Genomic DNA, 17,200 nt, shown 5'->3' on the forward strand with positions numbered 1-17,200 from the left:
GACGATCCGCTCCTTTTCAGACCAGGTCTACCTGCGCTACGCGAACGGCCAGGTCCCGGCCGTCGCGGCCCTGCTCCGCGCTGCGGCCCTCACCGACGCGCAGGTCACCATGTACTCGTCGGGGGCGCTCGAGGAGAAGCCCATCGCGGCCCTCCTGCGGTGGCCCACCGGACCTGCGGTCCCCGCAGCGGTCTAGTCGGCGGGAGGCACCGCAGCCGATCCGGTCGTCCACCTCCCGGCGTAGCGTGTCGACAGGAGCTCGGTGATAGCGGAGGCGGTATCGGCCCCCGCTCGGTGCGCTGCGCCGGTAGGGGGCCGGCTTCGATCCAGGCCCGCTTCGATTCAGGCCCGCTTCGATCGAGGCCGGCTTCGAGGAAGCCGCAGCCTTCGTGGTCGTCGTGCACGGCTGGTACACCGGCGGCCGTCCCCCTTCTGCAGCCTTCCCGCGTCGGCGCACGCGCTGCAGGGCGCTCCGTGTTCGCTTGCGGTTCACGCCGCCGACACCCTCCCTGCTTACGCTCGGGATCCCGTCCCCTCCAGGCAAGGTACCCGATGCGCACCGATGAACCGTCCACGGCTGCTCCACAACCCCTCGACGCACAGCAGGCTGCGGAGGCTGCCGATCGTGAGCTGGCGACGCTCGGCTGGAACAGGCGTGCCATCCTGCGTTCCGCTGCCGTCCTCGCGGGATCGGGCGCAGGAACAGCACTGGCGACGACGCCGGTAGCGGCTGCGCCCGGCGGCAAGGGCCCGGTCGGGAAGAACGATCCGCAGCTCAGCTGGCTCGTCGGTGATCACCACGTGCACACGCAGTACAGCCACGACGCCAAGTACCGCATCGCGCAGCAGCTCGACCACGCACGGAAGTACGGCGTCGACTGGCTGGCATTCACTGAACACGCGAACTTCGGCCATGCGAACAACGGCGGCGTGGTCACCTCCAACCGGGAGATCCGCGAGCAACGAGCGCTGCATCCGGACCTGCTGATCTTCCAGGGGCTCGAGTGGTACATCCCGGCTGCGGAACACGCTTCCGTGCTCGTCGCGCCGGGACCCCACGAGGCCGATCTGCTGCGGACCTTCGAACTGGTATGGGACGGCAAGCTGAACCGGTGGGAGAAACCGGCGCCCGGCTCGGTCGAGGAACAAGCCGCGGAGCGGAAAGCCGTGGAAGCCATCGCGTGGCTCGCCGAACAGCGGCGCACGGGCTACGTGGACGACGTCGTCGTGCTGGCGAACCACCCACTGAGGCTCGGCATCGACGCACCCCACGAGATCCGCGCCTGGCGGGATGCCGCTCGCGACGTCATGATCGGCATGGAGGGCGCGCCCGGGGCCCAGGGAAGCGGTATCAGCCAGAACGCCGCGCCGGGCGATCAACGGGGAGAGTACGTCAACGCGCCGAGCCAGTACAGCTTCCCGGGATACCCGGCGGATGCCTACCGGCCGTACGGCGGCTTCGACTGGGCGACGGCGACGGTCGGTGGCGTATGGGACTCCCTCCTGGCCGAAGGCCTCCCGTTCTGGATCACCTCCAATTCCGACAACCACCTGACCGTGAAGGACACCCTGCGCACCGGCCCCTACCCCGATCGCGAGCCCTACCTGAGCCTGCTGAGCGAGTTCGACCGGTGGAGCGTCGAGGGGCGGCGACCCGATCCCGTGGAGACCGGCATACCTCAGGGAGGCAGCGACTTCTGGCCCGGACAGTTCAGCCGACTGCACACCGGGGTCACCGAGGCCGGCTACACCGGGATCCTCGACGCGATGCGCAGGGGTCGCATGTGGGTGGATCACGGCCATCTGCTCGCCGGCCTCGAGGTCCGCGTTCGTGAAGCGAAGAAGAACGGGAAGCCGGGCAAGGGGTCCAACGGTGTCACCCTCGGGTCCCGGCTCGGTGTCCGCAGGGGGACCGACGTCGAAGTGTCGATCACACTGTCGCCCACGCAGTATCACAACGCCGCAGGGATCCTCCCGCGAGCGGCCCACGTCGACCTCATCAGCGGGCCGATCACGGGGCCGGCTGTGGACAGGGACACCCTCCGCGCTCCCGGAACGCGCGTGGTTCGTCAGTTCGATGTCTCCGGCGCTTCCGGCCCCGTCACCGTGAGCCACGTCTTCAGGGACGTCGAGCACTCCTTCTACCTGCGCGTCCGCGGCAGCGATGGAAACCGCACGGGAGCAGGCTACTACGGCGCGACGGTCGATCCGATGGGTCCTCAGCGCCACGGCAGCGGGACCACCGAGGCGAATCCGTGGCTGGACACCTGGTTCTATGCCAACCCCGTTTTCGTGGACGTGATCAGCGATTACTAAGGTTGCTGTCCACCTGCGCCTTGGGTAGCGTCGAATGCGGGAGCGGGGTGATCGCGCTGCCCCGATGCTCCCGAAGCCCGAAGCCCCCTGTGAGGAGAAATCCATGACCGATGTCGCCAGCCAGCCGCCTGCCGAGGATGATGACCGCGCCGTCCTGACCAATCGCCAGGGCCACCAGGTCTATGACAACCAGAACTCACGAACCGTCGGTGCCCGTGGCCCGGCCACTCTGGAGAACTACCAGTTTCTCGAGAAGATCAGCCATTTCGACAGGGAACGCATCCCGGAGCGCGTGGTGCACGCGCGCGGTTTCGTGGCGTACGGCGATTTCGAGGCGACCGGCATGTGGGGTGACGAGCCCATCGCCCGTTACACGCGCGCGAAGTTGTTCTCCGAGCCGGGCAAGAAGACCGACGTCGCCATCCGCTTCTCGACCGTCATCGGCGGAAGGGACTCGTCCGAGGCGAGCCGCGACCCCCGGGGCTTCGCCGTGAAGTTCTACACCGAGGACGGCAACTGGGACCTCGTGGGGAACAACCTCGCTGTCTTCTTCATCCGCGACGCCATCAAGTTCCCCGACGTTATCCACTCCCTCAAGCCGGACCCCATCACCTTCCGGCAGGAGCCGGCCCGCATCTTCGACTTCATGTCGCAGACCCCGGAGTCCATGCACATGCTGGTGAACCTGTTCAGCCCGCGCGGCATCCCTGCCGATTACCGGCACATGCAGGGGTTCGGCGTGAACACCTACAAGTGGGTCAATGCCGACGGCGAGACCAAGCTGGTGAAGTACACCTGGCAGCCCCACCAGGGAGTGAAGAGCCTTACCGAGGAGGACGCCGCCAACATCCAGGCAACCGACCTCGGCCACGCGTCGAAGGACCTCTACGAGGCCATCGAACGTGGCGACTTCCCGAAGTGGGATCTCTACGTGCAGTTGATGGAGGACCACGACCACCCGGAACTGGACTTCGATCCGCTCGACGACACAAAGACCTGGCCGGAGCAGGACTTCGAACCGAAGCTCGTGGGCACCATGACGCTCAATCGGAACGTGACCGACCACCACAACGAGAACGAGCAGATCTCGTTCGGGACGGGCGTCCTCGTCGACGGGCTCGACTTCTCGGACGACAAGATGCTGGTGGGCAGGACGTTCAGCTACAGCGACACCCAGCGTTACCGCGTGGGCCCGAACTACCTGCAGCTGCCCGTGAACTCGGCCAAGAACGCGCCCGTGCACACGAACCAGCGCGGCGGCCAGATGTCCTACGGCACGGACCTGGCGCCAGGCCAGAACCCGCACGTCAACTACGAGCCATCCATCACCGGGGGCCTCCGTGAGGGCCAGTACCCGACCCATGACGAGCAGGGCCCGGAGATTCATGGACGCCTGACGCGCAAGCGCATCCCACTCACGCAGGACTACCTGCAGGCAGGCCAGCGGTACCAGCTGCTGGAGCAGTGGGAGAAGGACGACCTCGTCGGCAACTTCGTCACGCTGATCGGCCAGGCTGCCCGCGCAGTGCAGGAACGCATGGTGTGGCACTTCTACATGGTGGACGATGAACTGGGAGCACGCGTCGGTGAAGGCCTCGGGATCGGCCTGGCCGAGGTGAAGGATCTTCCGCCCCTCGCGAGCCAGACCCTGTCCGAGGACGAGCTCGCCCGCCTGAAGAACCTCGGAAGCAACGGGCCTCGCGACGTGGAAGGTCTCACTATGACGCACTGCGTGCCCAACGAGCACGTCGTCGTGACCCGGTAGCCACTGCACCAACAAGGGAGGGCGTCGGCGCCTAGCGCCGGCGCCTTTCTGCTGCCTGCCGACCGAGCTGGGCGACGGCGGCCGCGGCGACGACCAGCGACAGCGCGACGACCGCGAGCATCACGTAGAGCAGGACGAGGATCGCCATCGGCGACGTGGCAAGGTGCAGGATCCGCAGGCCGCCGAGCAACCCTACCGCCCAGAAGACACCCACGCCGGCGAGCGCATACGCGGCGCGGTTCCGCCCGCGGTCGAACCCCATACTCCGGGCGCACTGCGCCAGAAGGCCCTGCCACTGATCCATACTCCAACTATGGACGGACGCCTCGCGGGCCGAGCGAGCGCCCGTTATCGTGTCCGTCACATTGACAGTGGCGCGGGCCGATGATGTCGACGCCGCACGGTCGCGGGTTCCCTCACCGTCCCGGCAGGCGCCGGAGCCAGGGCAGCAGGCGCCATCCGCCGGTGACACCCGTGAGCTTCCGGTCCGCGTCGAATACGTTCCCCGGAGCTGGTGGCGTCGATCCCTTCCTGAGTGCCACGGAGCGGTAGAGCGTCGGCACCACGGTTTCGTACACCACCGGCGCGAACGCCCGCGCGTAGACGAACGCCGACTGGACGCGGCCCACCTGCGTGAGCCGGCGGGGCTTCCGGGACACGCGGACGATCGCGCGCGCCACCCGGACCGGATCGACGACCGGCGGCAGCGGGCGGACGGGCCGGCCCGTGTAGTTCGCGGCGTGCTGGTGGATGGGGGTGTCGATGGTTGCGGGAAGGACCGCGCAGACATGAATGCCCGGGGTATCGCGCAACTCCATCCGCAGCACCTCGAGGAAACCGAGAAGCCCGAACTTGCTGGTGACGTAAGGGCTCACAAGCGGCGAGGTGATCCTGGAGTACACGGAGGCGACCGAGACGAGGACTCCCCCGCCTTGCCGCCGGAACACACGGAGGGCTGCTCGAGCCCCGTACACCTGACCGAGCAGGTTGACCTCGATGAGCCTGTCGAAGACCTCGGACGGCGTCTGCTCGAAGGTGCCGAAACTGTAGAGGGAGGCGTTGCCCACCCAGACGTCGATCCGCCCGAACCGCTCGAGGGCCGCCCGTGCCAGCGCGTCGACGTCGGGCTCGGAACCGACGTCCGTCGGCACGGCGATGACGACCCCGCCCCGGTCGCGGCACTCCGCCGCGACGACCTCGAGCGTCTCCTCGTCCCGTCCGGCCAGGACGAGCTGCGCGCCATCCTCCGCGAACAACCGCGCCGTGGCCCGTCCGATCCCGCTCGAGGCGCCCGTGATGACCACCGTCGTCGCCCGATTCATCCTGATACCTTCCGGTGCGCGAGGATGTCAGTGGTTCCCGCGCCGATCCTTGTCGGTTGTGACGTCCGGATCCAGCCTGTCGGCCGCCTCGGTGTGATGCGTCACTTTCTCACGCAGGCCCTGGGCGTCGGTCTGCCGCTCCTGGGCCTGCTGGCGGAGGCGCTCGGCTTCCACCTCGGCGCGCTGCGCCTCGGCCTCCGCCATGGACGCCTTGGCCTCGCGCTCGCGCGCCTCCAGCTCCGTGTTCTTCGCCTTCTCACGCATCTCCGCGGCGTGCTGGCGGTCCTGTTCCTCCTTGCGCTTGCGCTGCACGGCGCCGCGCTTCTGGGCCAGGAACGCGATGACGGCGATGACGGCCAGGAGGACCACGATCCCGACGACGATCCACACCACTTGACCTGTATCCATTGCTGACTCCTCAGTTGTTGATGGGCGACGCGCGGGCCCGGCTACAGGCCGAAACCGCCGAGACCGGGGAGCTTGCCGAGCAAGTCCCTCGGGTTGATACCGAACTTCGCAAGCAGGTCCGCGTGCTGCTCAGGGTCCACCTGATCAGGAAGTTCCGACTGTGCCTGGTCGGCGTGGTCGTGCTTGCCCTGGCTTTTCAGCAGGTCGATGATCTGCGACTTGTCGATCTTCATGGCTGCCTCCTCGTGGCGTGGAACACCCGTTAGTAAGCGTGCTTATGAAGCATGGCACAGAGCTATCCACTTGTCACGGGGCCCAGGGCACGTCGGACAATGGCTCCATGCCCCTCACGCTGACTGTCCTCGCAGACACCCACCTCCCGAAGCGCGCGAAGGAACTTCCCGGAGAAGTGTGGGCCGCGATCGAGGCCTCGGACGTCGTCGTGCACGCCGGGGACTGGACCGAGACGCCACTTCTCGATCGGCTCGAAGCCGCGGCCGGCCGCCTCGTCGCCTGCTACGGCAACAACGACGGCGCAGATCTCCGGGCGCGCCTGCCGCTCGTCGCGCGGGTGGACCTCGACGGCGTACGCCTCGCCGTCGTGCACGAGACAGGCCAGGCGACCGGGCGAGAGGCCCGCATGGCTTCGCTCTACCCCGATACCGACGTCCTCGTGTTCGGTCACAGCCATATCCCCTGGGACACCCGAACCGCCACCGGCTTGCGACTCCTGAACCCTGGATCGCCCACCGATCGTCGGCGCCAACCCTTCTGCACCTACATGACAGGGGTCATCGCAGCCGGCGAGCTGGAGGTCCAGCTGCACCGGGTCCCTCCGCGCTAGCCCCGAGCAGGCCCCGTGTCCAGAAGTCCGGCACGGCGGAACGGCTTCCCGCTGCGCCTGTTCGGTGAGTCAACGATCTGCCTAGGGTTTCAGGGTGAGTACAACGAGGACCGCCGACAGGACCGCCCCGACCAAGCGTTCGAGCATCAAGTGGATCCTGATGCTGGGAGCACTCGCCGCGCTGCCCGCGATCACCACGGACATGTACCTTCCGTCCCTGCCCGCGGTGGCCGAGGACCTGAAGGCAACCCAGGCGGCAGCACAGTTCACGATGTCGGGGATGCTGATCGGCGCCGGGGTCGGCCAGCTGGTCATCGGCCCGTTCTCCGACAGGTTCGGCAGGCGGTTACCCCTCCTCATCGGCATCTCGCTGCACGTCGTGACCTCGATCCTCTGCTCGATCACACCGGACATCGACACCCTGATCGGACTCCGCGTCTGCCAGGGATTCTTCAACGCCGCAGCGGCTGTGGTGTCCATCGCCGTCATCCGCGACCGCTTCGTCGGTTCCGACGCGGCGAGGCTGCTGTCCCGCCTGATGCTCGTGATCGGGGTCGCGCCGCTGTTCGCGCCGACCATCGGACAGGCGATCGCAGGTGCGTGGCACTGGAGGGCGGTGTTCTACGCCCTTGCCTTCATCGGGCTGGCCCTGGTCGTCATCGTGTGGCGCTTCATGCCCGAATCGCTGCCGCAGGAGCAGAGGCGCCCGGGCAACCCGCGCCGGGTCGCGGGCAGCTACCTGGCGCTCTTCAAGGATCGGCACTTCATGGCCCTCGCGGTGATTCCCGGCCTCGGCCTCGCCGTCATCATGAGCTACGTCGTCGGATCACCCTTCGTCTTCCAGAACGAGTACGGGCTCAGCCAGGGCCAGTTCGCGGCCGTGTTCGCTCTCAACGGCGCCGCGATCGTCGGTTCCGCGCAGCTCAACGCCGCCCTGGTGCGACGCGCAGCCCCCATTCGCGTCCTCAGGATCGCGGTGATCGTGCAGATGGTCTGCGCACTGATCCTCCTCGCCATCGCCCTGACCGGCTTCGGCGGCATCGTGGGCCTGGTCGCCGGGCTCTGGCTCGTCCTCGGAACGCAGGGCATGATCCCCGCGAACGCCTCGGTTCTCGCACTGCACAACTACGGCCACATGGCGGGTACGGCCGCGGCGGTCATCGGGTCGTTGCAGTCGGGAGTGGCAGGAATCGTCAGTCCGTTCGTGGGACTCCTCGGTGGTGACTCCGTGGCCATGGTCTGCGTGATGCTCGCCGCGGTCTCGCTCACCCTCCTGGTCCTCGCGGCGGGAACGCCCGCCTACCGCAAGGGCGGCTGGCGTGAGCGCGACGGCCTGGAGCCAGGGCCGACGACCACCGCGGAGGAGACCGAGGAGCGCGAGGCGGAACAGGTCGAGACGCAGGGCCCGGACCAGCGGAGCTGACAAACCGGGGACACAACCCTGAACGAGTACGTCCGCGCGGAATCATCGGTACGGCAGGCTGCCGGTCTGGCGAGTGGCGCGACGCCGCTCGGAACCCGAAGCACTCGGCCCACCAGGGGTTGTTGGAGCCCCCTGTCGGATTCGAACCGACGACCCCCGCTTTACAAGAGCGGTGCTCTGGCCAACTGAGCTAAGGAGGCGTGCTGGCCGCGCCAGCCGACGCCGTCGTCGTCCACCAGCAACCTGAGGGCTGCACGAGGAGACGCTGAGCGCTCAATAAGGGTAGCCCAGCGCCAGCACGACGGGAAATCAGCTGCGCTCGTCGAGTTCCGCCTCCACCGCCGTCCCGAAGTCCGACACCGCGTCGGTAACCTCGTCCCCGTCCACGTACACCGTCGGCGTTCCACCGACGGCTGCTGCCTGCGCGGCCTCGGTCGTGTAGTTGACCCAGGGCCGGAAGGTGCCGTCCTCGACGCAGGCAGTGACGTCTGCGGCACCGGCCTCGCCTGCGAGCGCGACGAGTCCGTCGTCGTCGAGCTCGCCCTGCTCGAAATGGGCGAACAGGCGGCTGGTGAAGTCGAAGTAGGCCTCGGGTGCGGTGTCGGCGACGCACGCGGCCGCATTCGCTCCTCGCGACGAGTAGTCGGTGGCGCTGTTCCGATCGAGGTAGGCGACCGTGCGGTACTCGAAGGTGATGTCACCGCGGTCGAGCCAGGAGCGGATCTGCTCGGAGTACCGGGCCTCGAAGTCCGCGCAGTGCACGCAGTTGACATCGACGTATGCGACGACCTGCAGCGGACCGTCCCCGGACGCCCCGATCCCCTCCGGCACTGTTCCTTCCGCCACAGGTTCCGACGGCAGGGTCGACGTGTCGACCTCCCCGGCCTGCACCGGCGCGAGCTCGGTCCCGGAGACGAGCGTGATACCGCCCTGCTCGTTGCCTCCGCGTGGAGCCGGGCCGGCGTCGGCCACCTGGCCTCGCGCGTTGTTGATCACCACGACGGCGATGAGCACCACGACGATGAGCGCGGCAGCGACGACGCCCCACTTCGCGAGCAGTCCGTTGCGGCGTTCCTTCTGCTGCTGTTCCTCGCGTGCACGCCGTTCCTCTTCGCGGGCTGCTGCTGTGCGTTCGGCTTTGGTCGGCTTGCGTGCGGGTGCGGGCGCCATCGGTCCTCTTCGTCGGCTGAGCTGGAGTGCCAGTTTATCGACGGCCGCTCCGAGGTTCCTGGGACACCTCGTGCCGCGCTGCTCTAGGTATCACCCGATAGAGTCGTTCCGAGACCGACCTACTGCGATGGAGCCAGTTTTGAGCGCAGCACAACCTTCGACCACACCGGGCGTCAAGCCGTCGTTCTCCGCGGACGGCGCGTTCGGGAACTTCGACTTCATCGTCGTCTCCAATCGGCTGGCGGTGGACCGCGTCGTCGACGAGCACGGCGAGAGCTCCTGGCGGCGGTCGCCGGGCGGGCTCGTCACCGCACTGGCCCCGGTGATGGCGAAGGCCGACGGCGCCTGGGTCGGATGGCACGGCGCCCCCGACGAGACCCTCGAGCCTTTCGACGAGGCGAACATGCGCCTCGTCCCGGTCCCGCTCAGCGAGGAGGAGGTGGAGCTGTACTACGAGGGCTTCTCGAACGCGACGCTCTGGCCGCTCTACCACGACGTCATCGCTTCCCCGGAGTTCCACCGCACCTGGTGGGACTCCTACCGCAGGGTCAACGAGCGGTTCGCCCAGGCGACGGCGTCCGTGGCGTCCGAGGGAGCAACGGTCTGGGTGCAGGACTACCAACTGCAGCTCGTGCCGAAGATGCTGCGCGAAGCCCGCCCGGACCTGAAGATCGGGTTCTTCAACCACATCCCCTTCCCTCCGCTCGAGATCTACGCACAGCTCCCTTGGCGCCGGCAGGTCATCGAGGGGCTCCTCGGCGCCGACCTCATCGGTTTCCAGCGCCCGAGTGATGCCAGCAACTTCCTCCGCTGCGTGCGCCGCTTCAAGGGCTACACGATCAAGGCCCAGCAGGTGCAGGTGCCGGCGGGCGAGGACGGCGCTCCGGGCTACGTCTCCCGTGCGGAGGCTTTCCCCATCTCGATCGATACCGCGTCGATCACGGCGCTCGCGCAGCGTCCCGACGTCATCGAACGCTCCAGGGAGATCCGCCGTGAGCTCGGCGATCCGCAGCACATCCTGCTCGGTGTCGACCGCCTCGACTACACCAAGGGCATCGGGCACCGGCTGAAGGCCTACGGCGAACTGCTCGAGGACGGCGCGATCACCGTGGAGGACGCCGCCCTCATCCAGGTGGCGAGCCCCAGCCGGGAGCGGGTCGAGCAGTACCGCCTCCTGCGCGAGGACATCGAGGGTGCCGTCGGGCGTATCAACGGCACCCACGACACCATGAAGAACACGGCCATCCGCTACCTCCACCACAGCTATCCGGTGGAGGAGATGGTGGCGCTGTACCTCGCGGCGGACGTCATGCTGGTCACGGCACTGCGCGACGGCATGAACCTCGTGGCGAAGGAATACGTGGCAGCCCGCACCGCCAACACGGGCATGCTCGTCCTCAGCGAGTTCGCGGGTGCGGCAGACACCTTGCGGCAGGCGATCCTCGTCAACCCGCACGACATCGACGGCCTGAAGAGTGCCATCGTGTCCGCCATCTCCATGCCGAAACCGGAAGCCATGCGGCGCATGAGGCTGATGCGGCGGCAAGTCGTGCACAACGACGTCGAACGGTGGTCGCAGGCGTTCCTGAACGCACTCCATGCGGGGAGTCCCGACAGTGGCGCTTGATCCTGCCCTGCACGCAGCGCTGCGCAGGCTCTCATCGACTCCGCGGCTGCTCGTCGCACTCGATTTCGACGGAACCCTCGCTCCCCTGGTCGAGCGCGCCGAGGACGCGCGCGCCCTTCCGGAGTCCGCGTCCGCTCTTCGGGCCCTCACGGATCTCCCGGACACGACGACGGCGCTGATCTCCGGCCGCGCCCTCGGCAGCCTGCGCGCTGTCGCGGATCCTCCCGAGCGGATCATGCTGATCGGAAGCCATGGGGCCGAGACATGGACCGGACCCGACGGCGCGCCCCTCACCCTGACCCCGGAGCAGGCGGACCTCCTCGCCCGCGCCACGGAGGTCGTGCAGCGCACGGTCGATGCGCATGAGGGGACGCTCATCGAGTTCAAGCCCGCCGGCGTCGTCCTGCACACCAGGACGGCGAGCGTTGATGTGGCCGACGCCGCTGTCGCGCAGGCCCGCGCGGAACTCGCCCGGCTCGAGGGCCTCGGCGTGACGGACGGCAAACGAGTGCTCGAAGTGTCCGTGGTGAAGGCGGACAAGGGGCAGGGCCTGGCCCTGCTGCGCGAGGCGACGGGCGCGACGGCGGTCCTCTTCGCAGGCGACGACGTCACGGACGAACATGCCCTGCGAACCCTCGGAGCGGACGATGTCGGGATCAGGATCGGCCCCGGGGAGACGGCGGCTTCCTTCACGGTTTCCACGCCCGAGGACTTCGGTGAGGTTCTCCGGGAACTCGTGGCCCTGCGCTCGTCAGGTGCGCGCAGCTAGGGAACGTGCAATACTACGGAGGCGTGACCAACGTCACCGGTACTGCTGGCGGGTCGCGCACCACAACTGAATACTCTTCCATTCACTACGGATCGTCGGGCACGTACCTGCCCGTGAAAAGGAACCAAAACCATGGCAACGGTAACGTTTGACCAGGCCACGCGCCTGTACCCGGGCACCGAGAAGCCCGCAGTCGACAAGCTCAACATCGACATCGCCGACGGCGAATTCCTCGTCCTCGTCGGACCCTCCGGTTGCGGAAAGTCCACTTCCCTGCGCATGCTCGCGGGCCTCGAGGACGTCAACTCAGGGCGCATCCTCATCGGTGACCGCGACGTCACGGATGTTCCCCCGAAGGATCGCGATATCGCGATGGTCTTCCAGAACTACGCGCTCTACCCGCACATGTCGGTCGCCGACAACATGGGCTTCGCGCTCAAGATCGCCGGCGTCTCCAAGGAGGAGCGCGCGGAGCGTGTCCGTGAAGCAGCAAAGCTCCTCGACCTCGAGGACTACCTGGACCGTAAGCCGAAGGCGCTCTCCGGCGGCCAGCGCCAGCGTGTCGCCATGGGTCGCGCGATCGTGCGTAACCCGCAGGTCTTCCTCATGGATGAGCCGCTCTCGAACCTGGACGCTAAGCTCCGCGTGCAGACCCGCACCCAGATCGCCTCGCTGACCCGCCGCCTCGGCGTCACCACCGTCTACGTCACCCACGACCAGGTCGAGGCCATGACCATGGGTGACCGCGTGGCAGTCCTCAAGGACGGCATCCTCCAGCAGGTCGACACCCCGCGTAACCTCTACGAGCGCCCCAAGAACGTCTTCGTGGCGGGCTTCATCGGCTCCCCCGCGATGAATCTCCTGGAACTGCCCGTCACGGACGGCGGCGTCCTCTTCGGCGGCATCGTCTACCCGGTCCCCGGAAACGTCCTCGACGCTGCCGCGGGCAACACCGTCACGCTGGGTGTCCGGCCCGAGGACCTGGTCCTCGCGGCCGCCGGAGAGGGCCTGCAGGTCGAGGTCGACGTCGTCGAGGAACTCGGTGCGGATGCCTACATCTACGGCCACACCACGCTCGACGGCAAGGACCACGACATGGTCGTCCGCGTCGACGGCCGCCGCCCCCCGATGAAGGGCGACAGCGTGTACGTCCGTCCCGAGCAGGGACACGTGCACCTCTTCGACACCACGACCGGCCTCCGCCTGGCAGAGACGGTCTAGTACCTACGCGGACAGCGCACTACGTACGACGACGGCGGTGGCGTCCGCCGGGCATCCTCTGGACGCCCGGCGGACGCCACCCTCTCCGTTTAACGGCAATTACGCTTGATGCAGGCCCCTTTCCGCCCTGACACGAAGGCATCACCATGACCGAGACCTCGAACGCCCAATGGCATGACGAGCCGACAGATTACGACCAAGCCGGCAAGCTGCCGCGGGTGCGGCCCGCGTCCTCGGAGGCCCCTAGTCTCGGGTCCCTGAACATCACCGCCGCGGCGACCGACCCCGAACTGCTCGACCTGCCGTGGCATGTCGCCCTGGAGCAGTGGCCGGCCAGCGCACTGGCCGCTCTTCCCCGGGGCATCTCACGGCACATCGTGCGCTTCGCGCACCTCGGTGGCTCGGTGATCGCCGTCAAGGAGACCAGCGAGCACATCGCCCGCCACGAATACCACATGCTCCGGAAGCTGCAGCGCCTGGACGTGCCCTGCGTCGAGCCCGTCGCGGTCATCTCCGGCCGCACCACCCCCGAGGGCGAGGAGCTGGACCCGGTCCTCGTGACCCGCCACCTCAAGTTCTCCCTGCCCTACCGGGCCCTGTTCTCGCAGACCCTTCGCCGCGACACGCTGACCCGGCTCATCGACGCCCAGGCCCTGCTCCTCGTGCGCCTGCACCTCATCGGCTTCTACTGGGGCGACGTCTCGCTGTCGAACACCCTGTTCCGGCGCGATGCCGGCTCCTTCGCCGCCTACCTCGTCGATGCCGAGACGGGCGAGCTGTACCCCGAGCTGTCGACGGGCCAGCGGGAATACGACCTCGAGATCGCCCGCGTGAACATCGCCGGCGAACTGATGGACCTGGCCGAGGGCGGGCTCATCGAGGAGAAGGTGGACCCGCTGGCGACGAGCGAGCTCATCATGGACAGCTACCGCCGCCTGTGGAGTGAGCTGACCGAGAAGGAGTCCTTCGAGCTCGGTGAACGCTGGCGCGTGGGAGCGCGCATCCGCCGCCTGAACGAGCTCGGCTTCGACGTCGAGGAGTACGCGATCAAGACGGCGGCGAACGGCACGCAGATCCAGCTGCAGCCGAAGGTCGTCGACGCCGGACACCACAGCCGCCGGCTCCTCCGCCTGACCGGGCTGGATGCCCAGGAGAACCAGGCCCGGAGGCTCCTCAACGACATGGACGCCTACCGAGCGGACAACAACCCGGATCTGGACGAGGAGTTCAGCGCACACCTCTGGGTGAACGAGGTGTTCGAGCCCATCGTCCGTGCCGTGCCACGGGAACTGGGCGGCAAGCTCGAACCGGCGGAGGTCGTCCACGAGGTGCTGGAGCACCGCTGGTACATGTCCGAACGTGAGGACCGGAACGTGCCCATGGCCGAAGCAGTGCAGTCCTACCTCGACGACGAGCTACGGCACCGGCGCGACGAGGCCGAGATCATGCTGACGGCCGACTCCAGGACGATCGGCATCGACGAGGACTCCGATTTCGGCGACGACTAGCTCATGACAGAGGCCCGGCAGCAACGCTGCCGGGCCTCTGTCATGAGCGGTCCGCTATGGGAACTACGCTAGGGACACTCGACGGGCTGGCCCTGCACCGTCACAGGCGTGCCTGTGGGCAGGCCCTCGCACGCCTGGATGACCTGCTGGGCGATGTCCGCGGCGAAACTGGCGATCACGATGATCAGCACCGTCCAGAGGATCGTCAGGAGCGCGCCGATGATGATGCCGGCAAGGGCGAGACCGTTGCCCATCCTGGCTTTTCGCGACTTCACAAGAGCGACGATGCTGATGATCAGACCCACCGGGGCGATCAGGATGGCAAGCACGAGTCCGACGATCCCGAGCGTCCTGCCGGGGTTCTCCGCGGGCTGGCCCTGGTACCCCTGCTGGCCGGGGTAGTTGCCCGCTCCGGAGCCGTACTGGCCCTGCTGCCCGTAGGGTGAGGGAGTCTGCTGTCCGTAGGACGGCTGGTTCTGCCCGTACTGGGGCTGATTCTGCCCGTACTGCGGCTGGTTCTGCTGGCCGTAGGGCGAGTTGCCCTGCGACCCCGGATTATTGTCAGACATGGTGCCCCCGAGGAAGGTAGTGGAGAGAGCCGGTACTACCGGCAATTTCCTGAACATTATCATCGGGTGGCTGCGCTGACCGGGAGCCGGGAAGCAACGATCAGGCGACGATGGCTTTTCCGGGGTTGAGGATGCCCAGCGGGTCGAAGACCTGCTTGATGCGGGCCTGCAGGGAGAGGATCTCGCCGGACTGCTCCCAGGGAAGCCAGCGGCGCTTGTACTGTCCTACGCCGTGCTCCCCGGTGATGGTGCCCCCGAGGTCGAGCGCGCACCGCACCGACTCGTCCAGCGCTTCCTCCAACCGCTCCTGCGAGCGTTCTCCCTCGTGTCGCTCGACCCAGAACGTCGGGTGGAGGTTGCCGTCACCGGCATGCGCGACGACCTTCAGGTTGACCCGGTGACGCCGGGCCATGGCTTCGAGAGCAGCCACATAGTGCACGAGTTGGGACTTCGGCACGGCGACGTCCTCCCCCACCCTGTACAGGTCGTCGACCTCGTCGCCGCGACTGTGTCGCCGCAGGTCCACGAGCCGATCCGCTTCCTCCGAGCCCGCGTCACTGACGTGAGCACCGGGACCTGCCAGCACCTCCCGGATGGCTTCCGCCTCGGCAGCAGCACCGTAGCCGTCCGTCCGAACCAGGAGCAGAGACCCACCGCGCCCGCGCAGATCCGAGCCGTGCGCGACGTCCAGCGCCTCCAGGGTGCGGCCGTCGAGCAGCTCCAGGATCGACGGCTGCACCCGGGCTCGGCCGATCGCGAGGACGCCGGCGGCCGCCTGGCTGAAGTCGTCGAAGAACGCGGCGAGGGTGTGCACCGCAACGGGCAGGTAGCGCAGACGCACCGTCACGCCGACGATGACACCGAGGGTCCCTTCGGAGCCGGTCATCAGTGCTGTCAGGTCGTACCCCGCGACGCCCTTGAAGGTGCGGTGGCCGGTGGAGACCAGCGTGCCGTCGGCCAGGACGACGTCGAGCGCGAGAACCGAGTCGCGTGTGACACCGTACTTGGCGCACCGCAGGCCTCCCGCGTTCGTCGCGACGTTCCCGCCGATCGTGGACCAACGGTAGCTCGCTGGGTCGGGGGCGTACATCAGCCCGTGCACCGCGACCGCATCGTTCAGATCCGCATTGACGACACCCGGTTCGACGACGGCGGTCTCGTCATCGGGGTTGATCGCCAGGATCGTGTTCATGAGCTCGAGCGACAGGATGACGCTCCCCGCGGTGGCGTGCGCACCGCCCGATACCCCTGATCCGGCTCCACGGCTCACGACGGGTACTGCCTTCCGCGTAGCCCATCGAAGGACTGCCTGCACGTCGCCGACGCTCCGGGCACGAATCACGGCACTGGGCATGACAGGGTGCAGAACTGGCCCCTGGTCCCGGGAGTAGAGTGTGAGGTCCTCCGCGGTCGTCGAGACCCTTCCCGGAAGGGCGAGCTCGAGTTCACCGAGAGCATCCGGGTCGATCACGATGCCCCCATGAACCGTCGGTAGCGGCTCAGGGCGTCCGGCCAGAACTGCCTGTAGAAGTCGTACACGTCCTCGGGGTCCGATGTCATCCAGCCCGAGTGATGGAGTGTCAGGGCGGTACCTACCGGACTCGGCGCCCCGTCAGCCCCTGCGGCGACAGCTGCCGCGTCGGCAGAACTACGGTCGGCCTCTTCCATCTCCAGCCGGACAACCGTTGTCGTCGACGCGGAACCGACATGATGCCACCTCAACTCGAGCCACTTCCCGGGCTGGCCGTCCACCACCTCACCCCACACGTTCTCGTCATCCTCAGCAGACGTCTCGACCAACGCGTTGTCCTCGAGGTCGAAGAAACTGTCAGCTCCCCAACGACTCAGCTCTTCCGCCGGCCACCAGAGGTGGAGGTGCTCCGTCAGGCCGGCCCACGCGTGCTCGCCCGGGGCCGGAACGACCACAGTGGTGTGAAGGTCAGGCAGCTGCTGCGGGTTGCCGTTCGCGGCGGGCTGGTGGGAGAACAGGCTATTCATGATTCGACCCTACCGGCCCCGGCCGCGCGGCAGCGTCCGAGGGAGGCAGGAACGAGCTCACGTGCCGGAGCCCTTCCCCCAGCTGCCCTGCTGCCTCTCCCGGGTGGTACCGGGTGTGGCCTGCCGGGTGCGTGCCGGGTCCGACTGCCGGGTGGTGTGCGGGGGGGGGTGGGTGGTTAAAGGGGTGAAGGCCCCGCACCTGGTGGTGTGGGGCCTTCACTGTAATGGTTGTCCGGCGGTGTCCTACTCTCCCACACTCT

General features: G+C 67.7%; 16 protein-coding genes and 1 tRNA gene. 8 read left to right on the forward strand and 9 right to left on the reverse strand.

Going from position 1 to position 17,200, the window contains the following annotated elements; genetic code table 11:
• Window positions 1-552: 552 nt before the first annotated feature.
• Both CXQ96_RS05465 and CXQ96_RS05470 read left to right on the forward strand, forming a co-directional pair.
• On the forward strand, window positions 553-2,316 hold the full coding sequence (locus CXQ96_RS05465) for a PHP domain-containing protein (RefSeq protein ID WP_104117013.1): 1,764 nt from the start codon (window positions 553-555) through the stop codon (window positions 2,314-2,316).
• A 103-nt stretch (window positions 2,317-2,419) separates the two neighbouring features.
• Window positions 2,420-4,081, forward strand: coding sequence for a catalase (locus tag CXQ96_RS05470; protein WP_104117014.1), 1,662 nt, complete (start codon window positions 2,420-2,422; stop codon window positions 4,079-4,081).
• Window positions 4,082-4,112: 31 nt separating this feature from the next.
• Here CXQ96_RS05470 and CXQ96_RS05475 read toward each other — a convergent pair whose 3' ends face one another.
• From CXQ96_RS05475 to CXQ96_RS05490, 4 genes are all read right to left on the reverse strand, one after another.
• Window positions 4,113-4,385: a hypothetical protein gene (locus CXQ96_RS05475; RefSeq protein WP_146070823.1), complete on the reverse strand. Its 273-nt coding sequence runs from the start codon at window positions 4,383-4,385 to the stop codon at window positions 4,113-4,115.
• Between the two features lie 112 nt (window positions 4,386-4,497).
• Window positions 4,498-5,403, reverse strand: a complete 906-nt coding sequence (locus CXQ96_RS05480) for an SDR family NAD(P)-dependent oxidoreductase (protein ID WP_104117016.1) — start codon at window positions 5,401-5,403, stop codon at window positions 4,498-4,500.
• Window positions 5,404-5,430: 27 nt separating this feature from the next.
• On the reverse strand, window positions 5,431-5,811 hold the full coding sequence (locus CXQ96_RS05485; protein WP_146070824.1) for a hypothetical protein: 381 nt from the start codon (window positions 5,809-5,811) through the stop codon (window positions 5,431-5,433).
• A gap of 41 nt (window positions 5,812-5,852) precedes the next feature.
• Window positions 5,853-6,044 carry a hypothetical protein gene (locus CXQ96_RS05490; RefSeq protein WP_104117018.1) on the reverse strand — a complete coding sequence of 64 codons (192 nt, stop codon included), beginning with the start codon at window positions 6,042-6,044 and terminating at the stop codon, window positions 5,853-5,855.
• A 107-nt stretch (window positions 6,045-6,151) separates the two neighbouring features.
• On the opposite strand from CXQ96_RS05490, the gene CXQ96_RS05495 reads away from it, so the two are divergent.
• Together CXQ96_RS05495 and CXQ96_RS05500 are read left to right on the forward strand one after the other, a co-directional pair.
• Window positions 6,152-6,655 carry a metallophosphoesterase gene (locus tag CXQ96_RS05495; protein ID WP_104117019.1) on the forward strand — a complete coding sequence of 168 codons (504 nt, stop codon included), beginning with the start codon at window positions 6,152-6,154 and terminating at the stop codon, window positions 6,653-6,655.
• 94 nt (window positions 6,656-6,749) lie between these two features.
• Entirely contained in the window at window positions 6,750-8,078 is a 1,329-nt protein-coding gene (locus tag CXQ96_RS05500) for a multidrug effflux MFS transporter (protein ID WP_258058883.1), read from the forward strand.
• Between the two features lie 123 nt (window positions 8,079-8,201).
• On the opposite strand, the gene CXQ96_RS05505 is transcribed toward CXQ96_RS05500, so the two are convergent.
• A tRNA-Thr gene (locus CXQ96_RS05505) sits at window positions 8,202-8,278 on the reverse strand.
• Window positions 8,279-8,387: 109 nt separating this feature from the next.
• Entirely contained in the window at window positions 8,388-9,248 is an 861-nt protein-coding gene (locus CXQ96_RS05510; protein ID WP_104117020.1) for a thioredoxin domain-containing protein, read from the reverse strand.
• Between the two features lie 127 nt (window positions 9,249-9,375).
• Here CXQ96_RS05510 and CXQ96_RS05515 point away from each other — a divergent pair, with 127 nt between their 5' ends.
• The 4 genes from CXQ96_RS05515 to CXQ96_RS05530 all read left to right on the forward strand — a co-directional run bounded on the left by CXQ96_RS05515 (window position 9,376) and on the right by CXQ96_RS05530 (window position 14,373).
• On the forward strand, window positions 9,376-10,875 hold the full coding sequence (locus CXQ96_RS05515; protein ID WP_104117021.1) for a trehalose-6-phosphate synthase: 1,500 nt from the start codon (window positions 9,376-9,378) through the stop codon (window positions 10,873-10,875).
• Entirely contained in the window at window positions 10,865-11,644 is a 780-nt protein-coding gene (otsB, locus tag CXQ96_RS05520) for a trehalose-phosphatase (protein ID WP_258058884.1), read from the forward strand. Before CXQ96_RS05515 ends, otsB begins: the two co-directional genes overlap by 11 nt.
• Window positions 11,645-11,776: 132 nt before the next feature.
• On the forward strand, window positions 11,777-12,865 hold the full coding sequence (locus CXQ96_RS05525) for an ABC transporter ATP-binding protein (protein ID WP_104117023.1): 1,089 nt from the start codon (window positions 11,777-11,779) through the stop codon (window positions 12,863-12,865).
• Between the two features lie 146 nt (window positions 12,866-13,011).
• Window positions 13,012-14,373 carry a DUF4032 domain-containing protein gene (locus CXQ96_RS05530; protein WP_104117024.1) on the forward strand — a complete coding sequence of 454 codons (1,362 nt, stop codon included), beginning with the start codon at window positions 13,012-13,014 and terminating at the stop codon, window positions 14,371-14,373.
• A gap of 68 nt (window positions 14,374-14,441) precedes the next feature.
• Here the strand turns inward: CXQ96_RS05530 and CXQ96_RS05535 are convergent, their stop codons facing one another.
• From CXQ96_RS05535 to CXQ96_RS05545, 3 genes are all read right to left on the reverse strand, one after another.
• A complete protein-coding gene (locus tag CXQ96_RS05535; protein ID WP_146070825.1) occupies window positions 14,442-14,942 on the reverse strand; it encodes a DUF4190 domain-containing protein in 501 nt (166 codons plus the stop codon).
• Window positions 14,943-15,042: 100 nt separating this feature from the next.
• Window positions 15,043-16,413 carry an FAD-binding oxidoreductase gene (locus tag CXQ96_RS05540; RefSeq protein WP_258058885.1) on the reverse strand — a complete coding sequence of 457 codons (1,371 nt, stop codon included), beginning with the start codon at window positions 16,411-16,413 and terminating at the stop codon, window positions 15,043-15,045.
• The gene (locus CXQ96_RS05545; protein WP_104117026.1) at window positions 16,410-16,940 is read right to left on the reverse strand and encodes a hypothetical protein; all 531 of its coding nucleotides are present in this window, start codon (window positions 16,938-16,940) and stop codon (window positions 16,410-16,412) included. The genes CXQ96_RS05540 and CXQ96_RS05545 overlap by 4 nt, the downstream gene beginning before the upstream one ends.
• Between the last annotated feature and the right edge of the window lie 260 nt (window positions 16,941-17,200).

Origin of the sequence: Arthrobacter sp. B1805 (assembly GCF_002929745.1) — a bacterium.
Taxonomy (GTDB): Bacteria; Actinomycetota; Actinomycetes; order Actinomycetales; family Micrococcaceae; genus Arthrobacter_D.